The sequence below is a fragment of the Streptomyces yangpuensis genome, assembly GCF_024666385.1.
GTDB classification, from domain to species: Bacteria; Actinomycetota; Actinomycetes; order Streptomycetales; family Streptomycetaceae; genus Streptomyces; species Streptomyces yangpuensis.
The window spans coordinates 6,382,520-6,401,893 of record NZ_CP102514.1; the positions used below are offsets into that span (position 1 = coordinate 6,382,520).

At 72.8% G+C, this 19,374-nt stretch carries 19 protein-coding genes and 1 tRNA gene; 16 read left to right on the forward strand and 4 right to left on the reverse strand.

The features are described from left to right. Positions 1 to 47: 47 nt before the first annotated feature. The gene (locus NRK68_RS28960) at positions 48 to 671 is read right to left on the reverse strand and encodes a LysE/ArgO family amino acid transporter (protein WP_257857181.1); all 624 of its coding nucleotides are present in this window, start codon (positions 669 to 671) and stop codon (positions 48 to 50) included. 69 nt (positions 672 to 740) lie between these two features. Here NRK68_RS28960 and NRK68_RS28965 point away from each other — a divergent pair, with 69 nt between their 5' ends. From NRK68_RS28965 to NRK68_RS29000, 8 genes are all read left to right on the forward strand, one after another. After that, positions 741 to 1,649 (forward strand): LysR family transcriptional regulator ArgP, encoded by a 909-nt coding sequence (locus NRK68_RS28965; RefSeq protein WP_257857182.1) that lies wholly within the window; start codon positions 741 to 743, stop codon positions 1,647 to 1,649. A 36-nt stretch (positions 1,650 to 1,685) separates the two neighbouring features. Beyond that, positions 1,686 to 2,078: a TOBE domain-containing protein gene (locus NRK68_RS28970; protein ID WP_183063973.1), complete on the forward strand. Its 393-nt coding sequence runs from the start codon at positions 1,686 to 1,688 to the stop codon at positions 2,076 to 2,078. A gap of 123 nt (positions 2,079 to 2,201) precedes the next feature. Then, positions 2,202 to 3,284 (forward strand): magnesium/cobalt transporter CorA, encoded by a 1,083-nt coding sequence (gene corA / locus NRK68_RS28975; protein ID WP_183063974.1) that lies wholly within the window; start codon positions 2,202 to 2,204, stop codon positions 3,282 to 3,284. Between the two features lies 1 nt (position 3,285). Continuing rightward, positions 3,286 to 3,882, forward strand: a complete 597-nt coding sequence (locus NRK68_RS28980) for a hypothetical protein (RefSeq protein WP_183063975.1) — start codon at positions 3,286 to 3,288, stop codon at positions 3,880 to 3,882. A gap of 9 nt (positions 3,883 to 3,891) precedes the next feature. Further along, entirely contained in the window at positions 3,892 to 4,554 is a 663-nt protein-coding gene (locus NRK68_RS28985) for a GNAT family N-acetyltransferase (protein ID WP_257857183.1), read from the forward strand. Between the two features lie 51 nt (positions 4,555 to 4,605). Further along, the gene (locus tag NRK68_RS28990; RefSeq protein WP_373024549.1) at positions 4,606 to 5,514 is read left to right on the forward strand and encodes a chitosanase; all 909 of its coding nucleotides are present in this window, start codon (positions 4,606 to 4,608) and stop codon (positions 5,512 to 5,514) included. Between the two features lie 325 nt (positions 5,515 to 5,839). Further along, complete coding sequence (locus NRK68_RS28995; protein ID WP_183063976.1) at positions 5,840 to 6,193, forward strand: DUF805 domain-containing protein; 354 nt, start codon at positions 5,840 to 5,842, stop codon at positions 6,191 to 6,193. Between the two features lie 223 nt (positions 6,194 to 6,416). Then, complete coding sequence (locus NRK68_RS29000) at positions 6,417 to 8,636, forward strand: NADP-dependent isocitrate dehydrogenase (protein WP_183063977.1); 2,220 nt, start codon at positions 6,417 to 6,419, stop codon at positions 8,634 to 8,636. Between the two features lie 77 nt (positions 8,637 to 8,713). Here the strand turns inward: NRK68_RS29000 and NRK68_RS29005 are convergent, their stop codons facing one another. After that, positions 8,714 to 9,178, reverse strand: a complete 465-nt coding sequence (locus NRK68_RS29005) for a hypothetical protein (protein ID WP_157879662.1) — start codon at positions 9,176 to 9,178, stop codon at positions 8,714 to 8,716. 402 nt (positions 9,179 to 9,580) lie between these two features. On the opposite strand from NRK68_RS29005, the gene NRK68_RS29010 reads away from it, so the two are divergent. Together NRK68_RS29010 and NRK68_RS29015 are read left to right on the forward strand one after the other, a co-directional pair. Beyond that, complete coding sequence (locus tag NRK68_RS29010; RefSeq protein WP_183063978.1) at positions 9,581 to 11,317, forward strand: glycoside hydrolase family 71 protein; 1,737 nt, start codon at positions 9,581 to 9,583, stop codon at positions 11,315 to 11,317. 294 nt (positions 11,318 to 11,611) lie between these two features. Further along, the gene (locus NRK68_RS29015; protein WP_257857185.1) at positions 11,612 to 12,793 is read left to right on the forward strand and encodes an aminotransferase class V-fold PLP-dependent enzyme; all 1,182 of its coding nucleotides are present in this window, start codon (positions 11,612 to 11,614) and stop codon (positions 12,791 to 12,793) included. A 119-nt stretch (positions 12,794 to 12,912) separates the two neighbouring features. On the opposite strand, the gene cobF is transcribed toward NRK68_RS29015, so the two are convergent. Continuing rightward, on the reverse strand, positions 12,913 to 13,665 hold the full coding sequence (gene cobF / locus NRK68_RS29020) for a precorrin-6A synthase (deacetylating) (RefSeq protein ID WP_183063980.1): 753 nt from the start codon (positions 13,663 to 13,665) through the stop codon (positions 12,913 to 12,915). An 18-nt stretch (positions 13,666 to 13,683) separates the two neighbouring features. Here cobF and NRK68_RS29025 point away from each other — a divergent pair, with 18 nt between their 5' ends. From NRK68_RS29025 to NRK68_RS29040, 4 genes are read left to right on the forward strand one after another with little or no spacing between them, the layout of a single operon-like run. Then, positions 13,684 to 14,577 (forward strand): (Fe-S)-binding protein, encoded by an 894-nt coding sequence (locus NRK68_RS29025; protein ID WP_257857186.1) that lies wholly within the window; start codon positions 13,684 to 13,686, stop codon positions 14,575 to 14,577. Next, the gene (locus NRK68_RS29030) at positions 14,574 to 16,058 is read left to right on the forward strand and encodes a lactate utilization protein B (protein ID WP_257857187.1); all 1,485 of its coding nucleotides are present in this window, start codon (positions 14,574 to 14,576) and stop codon (positions 16,056 to 16,058) included. The genes NRK68_RS29025 and NRK68_RS29030 overlap by 4 nt, the downstream gene beginning before the upstream one ends. Next, positions 16,055 to 16,729 (forward strand): LutC/YkgG family protein, encoded by a 675-nt coding sequence (locus tag NRK68_RS29035; protein ID WP_257857188.1) that lies wholly within the window; start codon positions 16,055 to 16,057, stop codon positions 16,727 to 16,729. Before NRK68_RS29030 ends, NRK68_RS29035 begins: the two co-directional genes overlap by 4 nt. Before the next feature lie 4 nt (positions 16,730 to 16,733). Next, positions 16,734 to 17,126, forward strand: coding sequence for a VOC family protein (locus NRK68_RS29040; protein ID WP_257857189.1), 393 nt, complete (start codon positions 16,734 to 16,736; stop codon positions 17,124 to 17,126). On the opposite strand, the gene NRK68_RS29045 is transcribed toward NRK68_RS29040, so the two are convergent. Continuing rightward, positions 17,106 to 17,495, reverse strand: coding sequence for a DUF309 domain-containing protein (locus NRK68_RS29045; RefSeq protein ID WP_257857190.1), 390 nt, complete (start codon positions 17,493 to 17,495; stop codon positions 17,106 to 17,108). The genes NRK68_RS29040 and NRK68_RS29045 overlap by 21 nt on opposite strands. 202 nt (positions 17,496 to 17,697) lie before the next feature. Between NRK68_RS29045 and NRK68_RS29050 the strand changes: the two genes are divergently transcribed. Together NRK68_RS29050 and NRK68_RS29055 are read left to right on the forward strand one after the other, a co-directional pair. After that, positions 17,698 to 17,771 (forward strand) — tRNA-Pro (locus NRK68_RS29050). Between the two features lie 232 nt (positions 17,772 to 18,003). Continuing rightward, entirely contained in the window at positions 18,004 to 19,140 is a 1,137-nt protein-coding gene (locus tag NRK68_RS29055; protein WP_257857191.1) for a LamG-like jellyroll fold domain-containing protein, read from the forward strand. Positions 19,141 to 19,374 lie beyond the last annotated feature (234 nt).

The following is a 19,374-nucleotide window of genomic DNA, read 5'->3' on the forward strand; positions in this document are numbered from 1 at the left end:
GCCTGACACCCCTCCGGCCCCGGCCCCGGCCCTGATCCGCCGGCCCCCTACGCGCGGGCCAGGAGGAGGCCGCCCATCGTGACCATGGTCGCCGCGACGAGGCCGTCCATGACGCGCCAGGCCGAGGGCCGGGCGAGGAGGCCGCTCAGCAGCCGGGCCCCGTAGCCCAGACTCGTGAACCAGGTCAGGCTGGCCAGGCCCGCCCCGATGCCGAAGGCCCAGCGCAGGTCGCCGCGGTCGGCGGCGAGGGAGCCCACGAGCAGCACCGTGTCCAGGTAGACGTGCGGGTTCAGCCAGGTCATCGCCAGGCAGGTCAGCACGGCCCGGCGGGCGGACCCCGAGGACGCTCCCTCCGTGGTGAGGGCGGCGCCGGGAGTGGGCCGCAGCACCCGGCGCGCGGCCAGGATCCCGTAGCAGACGAGGAACGCGCCCCCGGCCAGGCCCACGACGGTCAGTGCGGCGGGCCACGCGGTCACGAAGGCGCCGACCCCGGCGACGCCGAGGGCGATGAGGAGCGCGTCGGAGACGGCGCAGATGGCGACCACGGCGAGGACCGCGTGCCGGCGCACGCCCTGACGGAGAACGAAGGCGTTCTGCGCGCCGATGGCGACGATGAGGGAGAGTCCGGTGCCGAAGCCCGCCAGGGCCGCGGTGATGATGCCGTGTGTCATGGCTCCGACCGTAGGCAGCCTGCAGCTTTCAGTACAGCTAAAGATTTTTACGTACCATTAGCGCTTGTGATGGACGAGCTTCCCCTGGACCAGGTGCGCACGCTGCTCGCCGTGGTGGACGAGGGCACCTTCGACGCGGCGGCCGCCGCCCTGCACGTGACGCCCTCCGCGGTCAGCCAGCGGGTCAAGGCCCTCGAACAGCGCACCGGGCGGGTCCTGCTGATGCGGACGAAACCGGTGCGGGCCACGGAGTCCGGGGAGGTCGTGGTCCGCTTCGCCCGGCAGCTGGCCCGGCTGGAGCGGGACGCGCGCGCCGAGCTCGGCATGGCCGACGACAGCGGCCCGGTACGGCTGCCGATCGCGGTCAACGCGGACTCCCTCGCGACCTGGTTCCTGCCGGCCCTGACGAGGCTCCCGCAGGATCCGCCGGTCTGCATCGAGCTCCACCGCGAGGACGAGTCGCACACGACGGCCCTGCTGCGCGAGGGCCAGGTGATGGCCGCGGTGACCTCCTCCCCGGACCCGGTCGCCGGGTGCAGCGTACGGATGCTGGGACGGGCGCGGTACCTGCCGACGGCCAGCCCCGCCTTCGCCGCCCGGTACCTGACGGGTACGCCGGAGCGGGACCTGCGGGAGGCGCCGACGATCGTCTTCGACCGCAAGGACGACCTCCAGGACGCCTTCGTCCGCTCGCTGACCGGCGACGCGTCGGCCGGGGCGGGCCCGGTGCGCCACCACGTGCCGACGTCGGAGGGCTTCCGCGACGCGGTCGTCGCCGGTCTGGGGTGGGGGCTGGTGCCCGAGCAGCAGGCGGGCCCGCTCGTGCGCACGGGCGAGCTGGTACTGCTGGTGCCCCGGCGGCCGCTGGACGTACCGCTGTACTGGCAGCAGTGGAAGCTGGACTCGCCCGCCCTCTCGACGGTCGCGGACGTGGTCGCGGCGGCGGCCGCGGAGGCACTGCGCAGCCCTGCGGCGTGACCGCCGGGCCACGGCACGGGCATAGGCTTGCCGGCCATGGAGTCCTACACGATCGGCCAGGCGGCCCGGCTGCTCGGCGTGAGCGTCGACACGGCCCGGCGCTGGGCGGACGCCGAACGTTTCCCCACCCGGCGCGAGGGCACCCGCAGGATGGTGGACGGGCCGGACCTGGCCGCGTTCTGCGTCGAGGCCGCACAGGAGGGCGCCGAGGGCGAGGAGCCCGCGTACACCTCGGCGCGCAACGCCTTCCCGGGCATCGTCACCGGGGTGAAGCTCGGCACGGTCGACGCGCAGGTGGAGATCCAGGCCGGTCCGCACCGCATCGTGTCGCTGCTGACGCGGGAGGCGGTCGAGGAACTCGGCCTGGAGGTGGGCGCGCGGGCCACGGCCCGCGTGAAGTCGACCAGCGTGTTCATCGACCGGGTCTGAGCCCGCCCGCCTGGCGGCGGCCCCCGGCCGGGCTCACCGCCCGGGGGTGAGCCCGGCCGGGGGCCGCCCGGAGACGATGGCAGACTGGCCGCTGATCCGCCGAAGGGGAGTACGCCGTTGTCCATGTTCAGCAACCTGCGCCGGGCCGTGCGCCGCGGCTACCGGCGGGCCGTCGACCTCAGCCACCCCGCACGCTCCCCGCTCGGCAGCGCGGTGGTCAACTGCCTCGTCTACCGGGACGGGGTACGGCAGGAGGACTGCTCGGAGGTCGAGGAGGCGCTGTACCGGGTCCGCAAGACGGGCGACGGCTTCGTCTGGATCGGCCTGCACGAGCCCGAGCAGTCGGAGCTGGCCGGGCTCGCGGAGCTGTTCGGCCTGCACCCCCTCGCCGTCGAGGACGCCGTGCACGCGCACCAGCGGCCCAAGGTGGAACGCTACGGCGACACGCTGTTCTCCGTCTTCAAGACCGTGCGCTACGTGGAGCACGAGGAGCTGACCGCGACCAGCGAGGTCGTGGAGACCGGCGAACTGATGGCCTTCACCGGCCAGGACTTCGTCATCACCATCCGGCATGGCGGCCGCGGCACCCTCGGCCCGGTGCGCGAGGAGCTGGAGAGCGCCCCGGACCAGCTGCTCAAGGGGCCGGCGGCGGTCCTGCACGCCATCGCCGACCACGTGGTCGACGACTACATGGCCGTCACGGACGCCGTGCAGAACGACATCGACGCGGTCGAGACCGCGGTGTTCAGCGAGAACGGCGGGCGCGGCGACGCAGGCCGGATCTACCAGCTCAAGCGCGAACTCCTGGAACTGCGCAGGGCGGTGGCGCCGCTGGGCCGCCCGCTCGAGCAGCTGGCCACGCAGCCCATACCGGCCATCCCGCCGGAGATCCGCGCGTACTTCCGGGACGTGGCCGATCACGTGACCCGGGCCACCGACCAGATCGGCGCCTACGACAACCTCCTGGACTCCATCCTCCAGGCCCACCTCGCGCAGGTGACGGTCGCCCAGAACGAGGACATGCGCAAGATCACGGCCTGGGCGGCGATCGTGGCCGTCCCCACCATGGTCTGCGGCGTTTACGGCATGAACTTCGACCACATGCCGGAACTGCACTGGACGTACGGCTACCCGCTCGTCCTCGGCGTCATGGTGCTCGCCTGCTTCATCATCCACCGCGGCTTCCGCCGCAACGGCTGGCTCTGACATGGCCCCAGGCTTACGGACCACGGCCCTCCTGGCCGCCGTCGCCGCCCTGTCCCTCGTGGGATGCGCGGGAGGCGAGAGCGGCGCCGCCCCGGCGGGGGAGGCCGTTTCCGGCGGGGCCGGGCTGATCCCGCTGGCCCGGCTGGCAGGGATCCACGTCGACGGCGGCCTCCCGGCCGACGTCGAGGGCCCGTCGTCCGTCCTGGCCGAACTCCGCTACGGGCACGGTCGCCTGATCGCCTACGTGCAGGGCGACTCCTGCGGAATCGTCGCCACCCCTGAAGGGGAAGGCGACGCGGGAGCGGTTCCGATCCGGCTCGTCGCGAAGAGGCCCGGCGCGGGAGGGGGGAGCAGCCGCCTTCCGGTGGGCCCCTACAACAGCGCCTCCGTCGCCGGAGGACCGCGGACGTGGGCGTCCCTCCTCTGTGGAGAGAACGCCATGGTGATCGAATACTCCTCCGTCGGGGAGGGCGTCCCGCGGCAGGTCCGGGGGCCCGTCACCGTCACGCGGACGGGCGGCCGTCCGGCCGTCTCGAGGATCATCGTCGGCGACCCCGCGGCACGCGGGCTGATCGAGGAGCGGACCGGCACTGGATAGGGTCCGCCCGTGACGAACGATCAGAACGTGGCGGACGGGGCGGACATGGGATCGACGACGGGGGACCCGGGGGACCGGTCGGCCGGCGGGCCGCAGGACGCGCTCGTCGGAGAGCGCGTCCGGCTGGAGCCGCTCACGCACCGGCACCACGACGGGCTGTGCGAAGCGGTCCAGGACGGGAAGCTGTGGGAACTCCCGGTGACGATCGTCCCGCACCCCGACGAGGTGCGCGGTTTCATCGACGACGCGCTGGCGGCACGGGCCGCCGGTACGCAGATCCCGTACGCGACGGTGGACGCCGCGACGGGCCGGATCGCCGGGTCGACCCGGCTGATGGCGATCAGCACCCCCTTCCGGCGGCTGGAGATCGGCTTCACCTTCCTCGGCGCGTCCCGGCAGGGCACCGGCCTGAACACCGAGGCCAAACTGCTCATGCTCACCCACGCCTTCGAGGCCATGTCCATGAACCGGGTCGAGTTTCTCACCGACGTGCGCAACGCGAGGTCGCGGGCGGCGATAGCCGGGCTGGGCGCCACGCACGAGGGGGTCCTGCGCCACCACATGGTCATGCGCGACGGCTGGATCCGCGACACCGCGGTCTACAGCATCACACGCCCCGAATGGCCCGCTGCCAAACGGCAGTTGACGGCGCGGCTCGCCGCCCGGGGCTGACCGGACGAAGGAATTCCCGGCGCGCGTATGGGTATTGAGGTGCCCTCAGCTCTGGTAGTAAAGTTTCCTAACGAAACCGGGACGCCTCAACACCCCCATGGAGGCCTTGTGTTCACCTCTCCTCGCACGCTGCCGGCGGCCGGAGCCCTGCTCGGCAGCGCACTCCTCGCCGTCCCCGTCGCCGCCCACGCCACCGCCGCCCCGGATGCCGCCCCCGCGGCGCCGGCCGCGGCGCCGGCGGTGGCGGCGGCCACCGGGCTCGACGATCCGGCGAAGAAGGAGATCGCCATGAAGATCGTCTCCAGCGCGGAGAATTCCTCGCTGGACTGGAAGGCGCAGTACAAGTACATCGAGGACATAGGCGACGGACGCGGCTACACCGCCGGCATCATCGGCTTCTGTTCCGGCACCGGCGACATGCTCGACCTCGTCGAGTACTACACGCAGGTCAAGCCGGGCAACGTCCTCGCCGGGTACCTGCCCGCCTTGCGTGAGGTCGACGGCAGCGACTCGCACGCCGGACTCGACCCGCACTTCACCGGGGACTGGGCGAAGGCCGCCCAGGACGCGGAGTTCCGCAGGGCCCAGGACCACGAGCGCGACCGGGTCTACTTCAACCCGTCCGTGAAGCAGGGCAAGTCGGACGGGCTGGGCGTGCTCGGTCAGTTCATCTACTACGACGCCATCGTCATGCACGGGGACGGCGGCGACCCCACCAGCTTCCGCAACATCCGCAAGCGTGCGCTGGCCAAGGCCAAGCCTCCGTCCCAGGGCGGCAACGAGACCGCGTACCTGAACGCCTTCCTCGACGCCCGGGTCTGGGCGATGAAGCAGGAGGAGGCGCACAGCGACACCAGCCGGGTCGACACCGCCCAGCGCGTCTTCCTCGGGAAGGGCAACCTGAACCTGAACACGCCGCTCGACTGGAAGGTCTACGGCGACTCCTTCCACATCGGCTGACGCCCGCCGGGGCCCGGTCCGGCGGAGGCCGGAGCCCTCCTTCCGGCGTCCCGGGCCGCGGTGTCGCAGAGCGGTAACGATGTGGGTAACGATCGGGGTGGCCATCGGGGTGTCAAGTAGGCCCCCGGCGGGGACGTTTCGGACTTCCCCGGACACGACGCCACGCCAGTGCCCGGCAGTCGCATGTTCGGCGCCGGAAATCCTGCCGTGTGGCCGATTTGCCGTCACGACAACTGGCTTGACCGCGACGTAAGGGGGGCATAAGTTCTGCCCCGGCTTGCTCCAGCAGGACGGGCCGAACCAACCGTCCTCTGGGGGGACCCTCATGAACCACTACACCGACGTCCTGAAGAAGTACGCCACCTTCTCCGGCCGCGCGCGCCGCCAGGAGTACTGGATGTTCTTCCTCTTCCAGATGGCCGTCGTGATCGTCCTCGCGATCCTGGACGCCGTCATCGGCGCCGGCTCCCTCATCGTCGGCCTGTACGCCCTCGCCACCCTCGTGCCGACCCTGGCCCTCACCGTCCGTCGTCTGCACGACCTCGGCAAGTCCGGCGCCTGGTACTTCATCGCCTTCGTCCCCCTGATCGGCGGCATCTGGCTGCTCGTCCTGACCGCCACCGCCGGTCAGCCGCAGCCGAACCAGTACGGCCCGGACCCGAAGGCCCTCGCCGCCTGATGCGACGTACGGGCCTGATCGGGGCCCGTACACCTGAGCGCCGCCCCCGGCCGGGAACAGCCGCGGGCGGCGCTCTCGCCTTTTCCGGGGTCCGCCGGGGCCCGCGTGACACGCGTCTCGCGGACTGGCGGCCGGGGGCTGTGCTGACCGGCCCGATCACGAGATATCTTGATGTCGAGCAATGTTGCAGACGAGAGACGCAGACTGTGGAGCGGAGCATCCGGTGACTGACTCGACCATCATCTACACGCACACTGACGAGGCCCCGGCCCTCGCGACGTATTCCTTCCTGCCTGTGATCCAGGCGTACGCGTCGACGGCCGGTGTGAATGTCGAGACCCGTGACATCTCCCTGGCCGGTCGGATCATCGCCGTGTTCCCCGAGTACCTCGAGGAGAGCCAGCGGATCGCCGACGCCCTCGCCGAGCTCGGCGAGCTGGCGAAGACCCCGGAAGCCAACATCATCAAGCTTCCGAACATCTCGGCCTCGATCCCGCAGCTGAAGGCCGCGGTCGCCGAACTCCAGGCCCAGGGCTACGCCCTCCCGGACTACCCGGACGACCCGAAGACCGACGAGGAGCGCGACATCCGCGCCCGCTACGACAAGGTCAAGGGCAGCGCCGTCAACCCGGTCCTGCGCGAGGGCAACTCCGACCGCCGCGCCCCCGGCTCGGTCAAGAACTACGCCAAGACCCACCCGCACCGCATGGGCGCCTGGACCCCCGAGTCGAAGACGAACGTCGCCACCATGGGCGAGAACGACTTCCGCTCCACCGAGAAGTCCGCCGTCATCGCCGAGGCCGGCACCCTGCGCATCGAGCACGTCGCCGCCGACGGCGCCGTCACCGTGCTGCGCGAGTCCGTACCGGTCCTCGCCGGCGAGGTCGTCGACGCGTCCGTCATGCACGTCGACGCGCTGCGCACCTTCCTCAACGACCAGATCGAGCGTGCCAAGGCCGAGGACGTCCTGTTCTCCGTGCACCTCAAGGCCACGATGATGAAGGTCTCCGACCCGATCGTCTTCGGCCACGTGGTCCGCGCCTTCCTGCCGAAGACCTTCGCCCGCTACGGCGAGACCCTCGCCGCCGCCGGCCTGTCGCCCAACGACGGCCTCGGCGCGATCCTGAACGGCCTGGGCTCCCTGCCCGACGGCGACGCGATCAAGGCCTCCATCGACGCCGAGATCGCCGAGGGCCCGGCCCTCGCCATGGTCGACTCCGACAAGGGCATCACCAACCTGCACGTGCCGTCCGACGTGATCGTCGACGCCTCCATGCCGGCCATGATCCGCACCTCGGGTCACATGTGGGGCCCCGACGGCAACGAGGCCGACACCCTCGCCGTCCTCCCGGACAGCAGCTACGCCGGTGTCTACCAGGCCGTCGTCGACGACTGCCGCGCCCACGGCGCCTTCGACCCCGCCACCATGGGCTCCGTGCCGAACGTCGGCCTCATGGCGCAGAAGGCCGAGGAGTACGGCAGCCACGACAAGACCTTCGAGATCGCCGCCGCGGGCACCGTCCGCGTCGTCGACGCCGCGGGCAACACGGTCCTGGAGCAGGAGGTCGCCGCCGGCGACATCTTCCGCGCCTGCCAGACCAAGGACCTGCCCATCCAGGACTGGGTCAAGCTCGCCGTCACCCGTGCCCGCGCCACCGGCGCCCCGGCCGTCTTCTGGCTGGACGAGACCCGCGCCCACGACGCGCAGCTGATCGCCAAGGTCAAGACGTACCTGGCCGACCACGACACCGAGGGTCTCACCATCGAGATCCTCTCCCCGGTCGAGGCCACGAAGTTCTCCCTGGAGCGCATCCGCCGCGGCGAGGACACCATCTCGGTGACCGGCAACGTGCTGCGCGACTACCTGACCGACCTCTTCCCGATCCTGGAGCTGGGCACCAGCGCCAAGATGCTGTCGGTCGTCCCGCTCATGAACGGCGGCGGTCTCTTCGAGACGGGCGCCGGCGGCTCCGCCCCGAAGCACGTGCAGCAGCTGGTCAAGGAGAACTACCTGCGCTGGGACAGCCTGGGCGAGTTCTTCGCGCTGGCGGCCAGCTTCGAGCACCTCGCCGCCACCACCGGCAACGCCCGCGCCCAGGTGCTGGCCGACACCCTGGACCGCGCGACCGGCACCTTCCTCAACGAGGACAAGTCGCCGAGCCGCAAGCTGGGCGGCATCGACAACCGCGGCAGCCACTTCTACCTCGCCCTGTACTGGGCGCAGGAGCTGTCGCGCCAGATCGACGACCCGAAGCTGGCCGCGGCCTTCGAGCCGCTCGCCAAGACCCTGGCCGAGCGCGAGGAGGCCATCGTCGCCGAGCTCATCGCGGTGCAGGGCTCCCCGGCCGATATCGGCGGCTACTACCAGCCCGACCCGGCCAAGGCCGCGGCGATCATGCGCCCGTCCGCGACCCTGAACGAGGCGCTCGGCCTGCTCGGCTGACACTCGTCGACGCGTTCCGCCCCGGCCGGCCCCGCGCCCGGCCGGGGCGGACCCGTATGCGGGGCCGGGCCGGGAGGTCAGAGGCGGTGGATGCGCTCCTGCTCGAAAGCGAGCGGGGAGCGTCCGGCGGCCAGGATCCGCAGCCCCGGGGCCACGGCCAGCAGTCTGCGCAGCCAGGCCAGGGCGTCCTGGCCGAGCTGCTCGGTGCCGTCCAGGACGAGCAGCATGTCCCGCTCGGCCAGCCACGACGCGGCGTACGTCGTCGTCCCGCAGGGTGGTGCGGACACGCCGGGTACGGAGCCCAGCTCGGCCGTCAGTTCGCGGACGCCGTAGCCGCCCTCGAGCGGGTCGAGGTCCACGACGGCCACCCCGTCGTAGAAATTGGACGCGAGCCGCCGCGCGATCTCCCGCACCAGCAGGCTCCGCGGCTCGCGGAACCCGCCCGCGACGGTGAGCACCCGCCCCCGGCGGACGGCGGTGAGCAGCCGGGACATCTCGGCGGACGTCGCCGGGAGCCTTCCGGTCGACCCTGATTCCCCCATCGGCACGATGCCCCCCATCGCATGCGTGACCCCGTACGGCCGCGCCCGCAGGGATCTTTCGGCCGTGTGACGTCGATTATGCGCCACTTGTGCCGTATCGCTAGGGGAATGTCGCATTCCGATCGGCGGGTCCGCTCGCGCCCAGGTCAGGGCCGTTCCACGCCCGCACGATCTGACGACGCGTGGAATACGGGGCTCCGCGGGGCGGCGCAGCCCCCGCGGGATGGTGGCGCGGAGGCTGCGCCGGGCCCGGCTCCGACTGACCGCTCGGTCTGCGTAGTTCCCGTCGTGCGTGTGACGTACGTGCCGGCGCCCCGCCCCTGGGAACGGTTGTCCGGGAGCCGGTAATGGGCTCTACTGCTGTCCAGCCCCCACCGGGGCGCCATCGCGGGAGGGGCCAGCATGACAGCGGACCGGCGTACGGACCGGCGAGCACGACGAAGAACGCGCGGCGGGGACCGGACGGCCCGGCCCGTGTCGCACCGGCGCCGGCCCGCCGTACGGGGAGCCCGGCCGCTCCTGGCCATGGCGCTCTCCGCGTTCCTCCTCGTCGGCGTCTGCGCGGCCACCGGCATCGCCTGGGACCCGCTCAGCGGGGCCCCCGCCCAGAACGCCACGGCACACGGCGCCGCCGCCCCGCAGGCGGCCGGGCCCGCCCCCGCCCCGGACACCGGCACGGCCGCGCCGCAGCCGGAGCAGAGCCCGGCGCCCACCAAGGGCGCGGCGGCCAAGGGCAATCCCGAGGGAGCGGTGGACTCCGGTGCCGGGCGCCCGGCCGGCGCCCTGCCCTTCGACATGCCCCAGCCGGCCGCCCTGCGCTCCGGCGAAGCGGGCAGGAAGCTGGTGTTCGCCCACTACTTCACCCCGTACCCGCTCTCCCTCGACAACGCGGCCGCGGACAACGACTACTACACGCGCAACTACCTCAATCCCGACGGCGAGAGCGGCAAACACGGCAGGTACGGCGGCCTGCTGCGCGACCGGCCGCTGCCGGTGACGCCCAAGAGCGGCGACTGGGAGTACGCCAACCTCCAGCAGGAGGTGCGTACGGCGCGGGCGGCCGGCATCGACGGCTTCACCCTCGACCTGCTCTCCCTCTCCGGCAAGAACTGGGACCGCTCCAACCTCCTCATGGCGGCGGCCCGTTCCGTGGACCCGTCCTTCAAGATCATGCTGATGCCGGACATGACCTCGCTGAAGACCGACGACCCGCGCGTGCTCGCCGGGGCCATCGCCACGCTCGCCGACGCCTCCGCCGCGCACCGGCTCCCCGACGGCCGGCTCGTCGTCTCCCCCTTCAAGGCGGAGGCGAAGAACGTGGCCTGGTGGACGGAGGTCATCAGCATCCTCAAGACCGATCACGGCATCCGCACCGCCTTCGTCCCGCTCTTCCTCGATTTCGGCGCCCACAGCGGCGACTTCGCCCCGATCAGCCACGGGTTCTCCGAATGGGGCAGCCGCAGCTACGTCGGCCAGGAGAGCTCCACGCGCGACGTCCAGCGGGCCCACGGCATGGGCAAGATCTGGATGCAGCCCGTGTCCGTGCAGGACGCACGCCCCAACCAGGGCATCTACGACGAGGCCGGCAACACCGCGACGCTGCGCGCCACATGGACGCGCGCCATCGAGGACGGCGCCGACTGGGTCCAGCTCACCACCTGGAACGACTACTCTGAGGGCAGCCAGTTCGCACCGTCGCTGCACAACGGCCACGCCTACCTCGACCTGACCTCGTACTACCTGACCCGGTTCAAGACCGGCGGCTGGCCGAAGATCGTCCGGGACACCCTGTACCTCTCGGCGCGCACGCAGTTCGCGGACGCCGACCCCACGGGCGACCAGTCGCTGGTGATGTCGCTGCGCAAGGGGAGCGCTCCCGCCCGCGACACGGTGGAGGTGCTCAGCTTCCTGACGGAAGCCGCGTCCGTCCGCACGACCGTCGGTACGGCCCAGGGCGGCCACGACGCCCCGGCCGGGATCCATGCCAAGCTGCTGCCGCTCAAGCCGGGCACCAGCGCGGCCCATGTCGTCCGGGACGGGAAGGCATCGGCGAAGGTCGATCTGCCGTTCCGTGTCGACCACACGGTGGAGGTCCAGGACCTCCAGTACTACGCGGCCACCAGCGGCCGCGAGCCGTAGCCCTTGCCCTCCGCGGCGTCCCCGGGCCGGGCGGCGGCAGGGCGGCCCGGCCGAAGCCGGTCCGCACGGCCGGGTGCCGTCACGCCGGGCCGGCCCGCGGCGTGCAGGGCGCGGCGCGCGAAGGCCCCGCGCGCGAAGGCCCCGCGCGCGAAGGCCCCGCGCGCCGCGACGAGACGGACGGCCGCCGGGGCGCAGACCGTCCGGTTCCGGCCCGGCAGCAGCCGGTGGTCTTCCGGCCCCGGAGGGCGGCGGGAGATGATCCGGGCGACAGCCGCGCCGCACCCCGGAGGTCCTGTGACCGAGACGACCCGCCCCGCCGACCGCCCCGCCGAGCCCCCCGCAGGGGAACGGCCCGGCGAATTCCCCGGCGGGCCCGCCCTCTTCCGCCTCGACCCGCGCGTCTCCCACCTCAACCACGGCTCCTTCGGCGCGGTCCCCGTGCCCGTCCAGGAGGCCCAGGCCGCGCTCCGGGCCGAGGTCCACGCCGACCCCGACGCCTTCTTCGTCGCCCTGCCGGACCGCCTCGAACAGGCCCGCACCCGGATCGCCGCGCACCTCGGCGCCGACCCCGACGGCCTCGCCTTCATCTCCAACGCCACCGAAGGCGCCAACCTCGCCCTCGACGCCGTCCCGCTCTCCGACGGCGACGAGATCCTCGTGACCGACCACGGCTACGGCACCGTCACCGCGGCCGCCGCCCGCCGCGCCCCGGTCACCACGGTCGCACTGGATCCCGGCCTGCCCGACGAGGACGCCGTCCGCGAGACCGTCCTGGCCGCGCTGACCCCCCGTACCCGGGTCGCCGTACTCGACCACGTCAGCTCGCCCACCGCGCGGCTCATCGCCTCGCCCCGGCTCCTCGCCGAACTGCGCGAGCGCGGCATCACCACCGTCGTCGACGGCGCCCACGCCCCCGGCATGCTCGCCGACCCGCTCGCCGGCGGCGCCGACTTCTGGTTCGGCAACCTCCACAAGTGGGGCTACGCCCCGTCCGGCACCGCCCTGCTCGCCGTCGCCCCGCAGCACCGCCACCGCGTCCGGGCCCTCGTACCGTCCTGGGAGGACGGCCACGGCTTCCCGCGCTCCGTCGAGAACCGCGCCACCGCGGACTACACCGGCTGGCTCGCCGCCCCCGAAGGGCTCGACCTGATCGAGGCCCTCGACGCGGCCAAGGTCCGGGCCCACAACAGCGCCCTCGCCGCCCACGGCGCGGCGCTGCTCGCCGAGATCCCGGGGCTGACACCCCTCCCGTACACCGAAGGCCTCGCCATGCGCTCCCTGCGGCTGCCGCCCGGCGTCGCCGAGACCCCGGACGAGGCCCGCGAGCTGCGCGAGGAGATCGCGGCGCGGCTGCGCATCAGGGTGCTGATCTGGCCCTGGCCGGGCGGCGGCGGCCTCCGGATCTGCGGGCAGATCTACAACCGGCCCGAGGAGTACGCACGCCTCGCGGCCGCCGTGCCGACGTACCTGGCGTGACAGCACCGCCGCCCCCGGCGGAAGCCGGGGGCGGCGCGTCCGCGAGACCCACGGGACCTCGCGGACACGTCCTGCTGCTGAGCCCTGCGCACTGCGTACTGCGTACCGAGTCCTGCGTGCTACGGGCGCCGGAGCAGGTAGGTGTCCATGATCCAGCCTTTGCGGGCGCGGGCTTCGGTCCGCAGCTCCTCGATCCGGCCCGCGACCTCCGCCAGCTTGCCCTGCACCAGGATCTCGTCCGGGGTGCCCACGTAGGCCCCCCAGTAGATGTACAGGTCCTGGTCCAGGTGGGCGGTGAAGGCGTGCCGCGCGTCCAGCATCACCACCACGTCGTCCACGTCGGCCGGCCAGCCCTCGGCCAGCCGCCGCCCGGTGGTGATCTGAACCGGCCGTCCGACCCGGTTCAGATTGGTCCGGTGCCGTGCCAGCAGCGCGGAGATGCTGCTGATGCCGGGCACGACCTCGTGCTCGAAGGCCACCCGGCCGCGCTCCAGCACCTCGTCGAGGATCGCGAGGGTGGAGTCGTAGAGCGACGGGTCGCCCCACACCAGGAACGCCCCGGTCTCGCCGTCCGCCAGGTCCTCCGCGATGAACCGCTCGAAGAGCTCGGCCCGCGCGCTGCGCCAGCCGTCCACCGTCGGGGTGTAGTCGGCGGGCGTCCGGTCCCGGTCCGGGTCGCGGCCCTCCACCAGCCGGTGGCCGGGGCGGGCGTGCGCGTCGAGCATCGCGCGCCGCAGCCCGGTCAGGTCCGCCTTCTCCTCGCCCTTCTCCAGGATGAGGAATGCGTCCGCCGCGCCGATCGCCCTGACCGCCTGGAGGGTCAGGTGGTCCGGGTCGCCCGCGCCTATGCCGATCACTGAGAACTTCTTCACCGGGCTATTGTGCCCACCATGCGTGTCGCCCTGTTCGTCACCTGCGTCAACGACGCGTTGTACCCGCGGACCGGCATCGCCGTCGTACGTCTCCTGGAGCGGCTCGGCGTCGCCGTGGACTTCCCGGCGGACCAGAGCTGCTGCGGGCAGCCCCAGTACAACACGGGCTACCGGCGCGAGACCGAGCCGCTGCTGCGGCGCACCGCGGCGGCCTTCGCCGGCTACGAGTACGTGGTCACCCCGTCCGGCTCCTGCGCCGCGATGCTGCGCGAGCACTACCCGCGCATCGGCCGGAAGGCGGAGCGGGAGGGGCGCGGCACGGAGCTGACGGACGCGGCGGCGGAGCTCGCGCCGCGCGTGTACGAGCTCACGGAGTTCCTGGTCGACGTGCTCGGGGTGACCGACGTGGGCGCGTACTTCCCGCACACCGTCACCTACCACCCGTCCTGCCACGGCCTGCGCGGCCTGGAGCTGGGGGACCGCCCGCGGCGGCTGCTGGCCGCGGTGAAGGGCCTGGAACTGGTCGAGCTGCCGGGCGCGGAGGAGTGCTGCGGCTTCGGTGGCACCTTCGCCGTCAAGAACCCGGACGTCTCCGCCGCCATGGGCACCGACAAGATCGCCTCCGCGGCCGCCACCGGCGCCGAGGTCCTGTGCGGCGCCGACAACTCCTGCCTGGCCCACCTGGACGGCCTCCTACGCCGAGCGTCCGCACCGGGCCCCCATGCGGCCGCGTCACCGGGCGCCCGCGGCGAGGCACGACCGGGCACCCGAGCCGGGGCACCGCCGGGCACCGGGGCCGGGGCAGCACCGCGCGCCCAAGGGGCCGCACCGGGTACCCGCGGCGGGGCGTCGCCGCGCACGCTGCACCTTGCCGAGATCCTTGCCGCGACCGAGGAGGAAGCACCGGCATGACCACCGCCCACCTCGGGATGCCCTCCTTCCCCGCCGCCGCGCGCGAGGCCGTACGGGACGGCGTGCTGCGTGCCAACCTCCGGCACGCCACGCACACCATCCGCGACAAGCGGGCGCGGGCCGTCGCCGAACTGGCGGACTGGGACCGTCTGCGCGCGGCCGGCGCGGCCGTCAAGGACCACACCCTGCGCCATCTCGACCACTACCTCCTCCAGCTGGAGGCGGCCGTCACGGCCGCCGGCGGCACCGTCCACTGGGCCGTCGACGCGGACGAGGCCAACCGGATCGTCACGGAACTCGTCCGCGCCACCGGCGAGCGCGAGGTCGTCAAGGTCAAGTCGATGGCCACCCAGGAGATCGGGCTCAACGAGGCCCTGAAGGCCGCCGGGATCACCGCCTACGAGACCGACCTCGCCGAACTCATCGTCCAGCTCGGCCACGACCGCCCCTCCCACATCCTGGTTCCCGCCATCCACCGCAACCGGGCCGAGATCCGCGACATCTTCCGCACCGAGATGGGCCGCTGGGGCCGCCCCGCCCCCGACGGGCTCGGCGACGACCCGCGCGAACTCGCCGAGGCGGCACGCCTGCACCTGCGCGAGAAGTTCCTGCGCGCCAAGGTCGCCGTCTCCGGCGCCAACTTCATGGTCGCCGAGACGGGCACGATGGTCGTCCTCGAGTCCGAGGGCAACGGCCGGATGTGCCTGACCCTTCCCGAGACCCTGATCTCGGTCGTGGGCATCGAGAAGGTCGTCCCCACCTTCCGCGACCTGGAGATCTTCCTCCAGACCCTGCCGCGCTCCTCCACGGCCGAGCGGATGAACCCGTACACGACGATGTGGACCGGACTGGGCCCGGCGCGCGGGGCGGACGGCGACGGACCCGCCGCCTTCCACCTCGTCCTCCTCGACAACGGCCGCACCGACACCCTCGCCGACGAGACCGGCCGCCAGGCCCTGCGCTGCATCCGCTGCTCCGCCTGCCTCAACGTCTGCCCGGTCTACGAGCGCGCCGGCGGCCATGCCTACGGATCGGTCTACCCGGGCCCCATCGGCGCCGTCCTCAGCCCCCAACTGCGCGGCACCGGCAGCGAGATCGACGCCTCGCTGCCCTACGCCTCCACCCTGTGCGGGGCCTGCTACGAGGTCTGCCCGGTCGCCATCGACATCCCCGAGATCCTCGTCCACCTGCGGGAACGGGTCGCCCAGGGCGGCCCGGTGACCCGGGACGGCATCCGCGTGCGGATCCGCCCCACGCACGGGCACACCGCCGAACGCGCCGCCATGCGTGCCGCCCGGCTGCTCCTGGACCGCCCCGCGGCCCTGCGCGCGGGGGAGCGCCTGCTGGCCCGCGCCCGCAGGCTGGCGCCGCGCCGGCTGCCCGGCCCCGGCCGCGCCTGGACCGACACCCGCGACCTGCCCGACGTACCCGCCGAGTCGTTCCGCGACTGGTGGACCCGAGAACGGGGAACCCCGCAGTGACCAGCAGGGACCGCATCCTGGCCCGGATCCGCCGGGCCGTACCGCCGCCGGCCCCGGACACACGGCCCGGCCCGGGTCCCTGCCCCGGCCCGGATCCCGGCGCCGGCATCCCGCGGGACTACCTGCGCGTGCACGGCACCCGCACCCCGCACGAGCGCGTCGACCTGCTCGCCGCGAACCTCACCGAATACCGGGCGAAGGTCCACCGCACCGACGAGGACGGCCTGCCGCCGCTCCTGACGCGGCTGCTGGCCGAACGCGGCTCCCGTACCGTCCTCGTCCCGCCCGGCCTGCCCCCGTACTGGCTGTCCGCGGCCGGCCGGACCCGCGTCCACGACCGGCGGGCCGCCACCGCGCAGGAACTGGACCGGGTCGACAGCGTGGTCACCGGCTGCGCCCTGGCCGTCGCCGAGACCGGCACGATCGTCCTCGACGGCGCCCGCGACCAGGGCCGGCGCCGCATCACCCTGATCCCGGACCACCACGTCTGCGTGATCCGCGTACCGGACCAGGTGGTGGACTCCGTACCGCAGGCACTGGACCGGCTCGACCCCGCCCGGACCCTGACCTGGATCTCCGGCCCCTCCGCCACCAGCGACATCGAACTGGACCGGGTGGAAGGCGTGCACGGGCCCCGCACCCTGGAGGTCGTACTCCTCGGAGCACAATGAGGGCATGTCATCCCACATCGCCCTGACCGCCCTCGTGGTCCACGACTACGACGAGGCCATCGACTTCTACAGGCGCGCCCTCGGCTTCGACCTGGCCGAGGACACCCCCCGCCCGGACGGCTCCCGCTGGGTGGTCGTCCGCCCGCCCGGCGCCACCGAATCCGCCCTCCTGCTCGCCCGTGCCAAGGACGACGCCCAGCGCTCCCGCGTCGGCGACCAGACCGGCGGCCGCGTCGGCTTCTTCCTCCACACCGACGACTTCGCCCGCGACCACGCCCGGATGACCGCCGAGGGCGTCCGCTTCCTGGAGGACCCGCGCCACGAACCGTACGGATCCGTCGCCGTCTTCGAGGACCTGTACGGCAATCGCTGGGACCTACTCCAGCCCGCCGGCTAGCCGCGGCGCCTCCCGCACGGCGTCGACGGCCGGGCCGGGCCCCTCCACCCGGCCCGCCAGCTCCCCGGCCCACCGGACCAGGCCCGGCACGTCGATCCCGTACGGGGCTCCGTCCAGCCCCTCGATCGCGTCGGCCCCGCGCCGCAGCAGCCGCGCCCCGCCCACCGCGTTCCCGCGGGCGGCGTGCGTCAGCCCGACGGCGAGCTGCGCCAGCCCGCGCCACAACGGGGCCGAGGCCTCGGGGCCCGACTTCCAGGCGTCCTCGAACACCTCGTGCGCGTGGAAGGGCATGCCCGCGTCCAGCAGCCGCTGCGCCTCCCGCACCGTCTCGGCGGGCGAGCGCACCACCCCCTCGGGCTGCCGCTCCACGCCGGGCGCACCATAGGGCAGCGGCCGCCCCAGCCCATCCCTCGGCCGGGCGTTCCTCGCCCGCCCTTCCCCGTCCCGGTCCCGTGTGTTCACCACCCCATCCTCCCCCTCGCCGATTACCCGTGCATGCACACCCCTCGGCGTGGGGTAATGTTCTGCATGTGCCGCCGAGCACGGGGAAACCCGCAGGTCGAAGGTACATCGGGACGTGGCGCAGCTTGGTAGCGCACTTGACTGGGGGTCAAGGGGTCGCAGGTTCAAATCCTGTCGTCCCGACTTTTCGAAGTCGTAGATCGAAGGATCGCTTCAGAGTAATCCGAAGCGATCCTTTGATCGTTTCAGGGGCCGTGGCGTCGGCTGCCGACGGCACCGGGGAGCGGCCGGGAGGCCGTGTCCGGCGATCCTGCGGCGCGGGTCGGAGGCCGGGGGCGCCCACCGAGGCGGCCCGTCGGAGTTCGTGCCGTACCGCCTGGTGGCGGTCCGCCTGTCATGTTTTACGATCCGTCCCATGACTGACGGTACGGATCGCCCGAGCACGCCCCCGCCGGACCCCGCTGGGGGGCAGGCGGGCTATGGCTACCCCCAAGGGACGCCCGGCGGTTACGGTTTCCCGCAGGCCTGGCAGCCCAATCCGTACCAGCAGCCGCTGTCCCAGCCGGGCCCTGCCGCAGAGCCGCCGCACCACCCTCAGGCATACCCCACGCAGCAGCCGCCCCTGGAGCCCCAGCCGGAGCCGCAGTCGGCCGGATTCACGCCCCCTCCCCAGCCCGACTGGCAGGCGATGGCGGACCGTTCGGAGTCGCAGCAGCGCAGACGCAAGCGGATGTGGATGGCCGGCATCACGGTCGCGGCGTGCACCCTCGGCATCGGCGCCGGGCTCTTCATCCTGGACAGGGGCGACGCGAAGGGGAAGGCTCCGGGCCCCGGCGGCGCTTCGCAGTCGGCGACCGCCGCGCCCGGCCAGGACCCCGACGCGCCCACCGTCCCCGGCGAGCCGAACCTGCTGCGCGACCGCTCCGGCCAGGTCAACATCGCGCTCAGCCCCGACGCGGTACTCGGCAAGGTGGACAACGGCAACGTGCTGCGCCTGCGCAGCAACGGCAACTCGTACGCGCAGGCCGCCGAGCCGGTCGTCGACGCGTCCAAGAGCTTCACCGTCTCCGCCTGGGTCTACAACGAGGCCGACGGGGGTTCGCGGTTCGCCATCAGCCAGGGCGACGGCACCTCGTTCTCGTTCGAGTTGGGCCGCGAGGACAGCAACGGCAAGAAGTCCTGGGTGTTTCGGATGCAGACCGACGAGAAGGGCGCGGCCTCCACCGCCGTGGCCGCCACCTCGGACGGTCTCAACACGGTCCGCACCTGGGCCCTGCTGACCGGGGTGTACGACGCGCAGGGCAAGACGCTGACGCTGTACGTCGACGGCAAGGAGGCCGGCCGCGCCCCGGTGGCGGCCGCCTGGTCGGGCCAGGGGCCGCTGCAGCTGGGCCGCTCCCGCCACCACGGGATCTGGAGCGGACCCTGGGCCGGCGTCATCGGACACGTACTCGTGTGGGACAAGCCGCTGACCGCGGATCAGGTTCTCGCGCTGAAGGGCGGCAAGCTCGACAAGGAGATCAAGCCTGTCGGTTCGTGGCTGGTCGGTTGATCCCTTTTCCGGCCGAATTCGCCGCAATTTGATCATTGTCGGTGGCCACCCTGGTGGATCGGCGTCTCACGCGTCGGATAGGGTCACCGCTGGCCCGGATGCCGGGTTGACGTCCACAGCAGAAGCACCCAGCAGACCGCCCGGCTCGACGTGTGCGGCCGAGACTCCACGATGTGAAGGCCCTCAGTTGCCGCGGCGCTCGCACGGCCGCCGTTCTGGTCCGGTACCGGGGGA

Bases quoted from the DNA above. Each gene is read 5' to 3' on its own strand.
- NRK68_RS28960 (WP_257857181.1), bottom strand. From the start codon at position 671: ATGACACACGGCATCATCACCGCGGCCCTGGCGGGCTTCGGCACCGGA.
- NRK68_RS28965 (WP_257857182.1), top strand. From the start codon at position 741: ATGGACGAGCTTCCCCTGGACCAGGTGCGCACGCTGCTCGCCGTGGTG.
- NRK68_RS28970 (WP_183063973.1), top strand. From the start codon at position 1,686: ATGGAGTCCTACACGATCGGCCAGGCGGCCCGGCTGCTCGGCGTGAGC.
- corA (WP_183063974.1), top strand. From the start codon at position 2,202: ATGTTCAGCAACCTGCGCCGGGCCGTGCGCCGCGGCTACCGGCGGGCC.
- NRK68_RS28980 (WP_183063975.1), top strand. From the start codon at position 3,286: ATGGCCCCAGGCTTACGGACCACGGCCCTCCTGGCCGCCGTCGCCGCC.
- NRK68_RS28995 (WP_183063976.1), top strand. From the start codon at position 5,840: ATGAACCACTACACCGACGTCCTGAAGAAGTACGCCACCTTCTCCGGC.
- NRK68_RS29005 (WP_157879662.1), bottom strand. From the start codon at position 9,178: ATGGGGGAATCAGGGTCGACCGGAAGGCTCCCGGCGACGTCCGCCGAG.
- NRK68_RS29010 (WP_183063978.1), top strand. From the start codon at position 9,581: ATGACAGCGGACCGGCGTACGGACCGGCGAGCACGACGAAGAACGCGC.
- NRK68_RS29025 (WP_257857186.1), top strand. From the start codon at position 13,684: ATGCGTGTCGCCCTGTTCGTCACCTGCGTCAACGACGCGTTGTACCCG.
- NRK68_RS29030 (WP_257857187.1), top strand. From the start codon at position 14,574: ATGACCACCGCCCACCTCGGGATGCCCTCCTTCCCCGCCGCCGCGCGC.
- NRK68_RS29040 (WP_257857189.1), top strand. From the start codon at position 16,734: ATGTCATCCCACATCGCCCTGACCGCCCTCGTGGTCCACGACTACGAC.
- NRK68_RS29055 (WP_257857191.1), top strand. From the start codon at position 18,004: ATGACTGACGGTACGGATCGCCCGAGCACGCCCCCGCCGGACCCCGCT.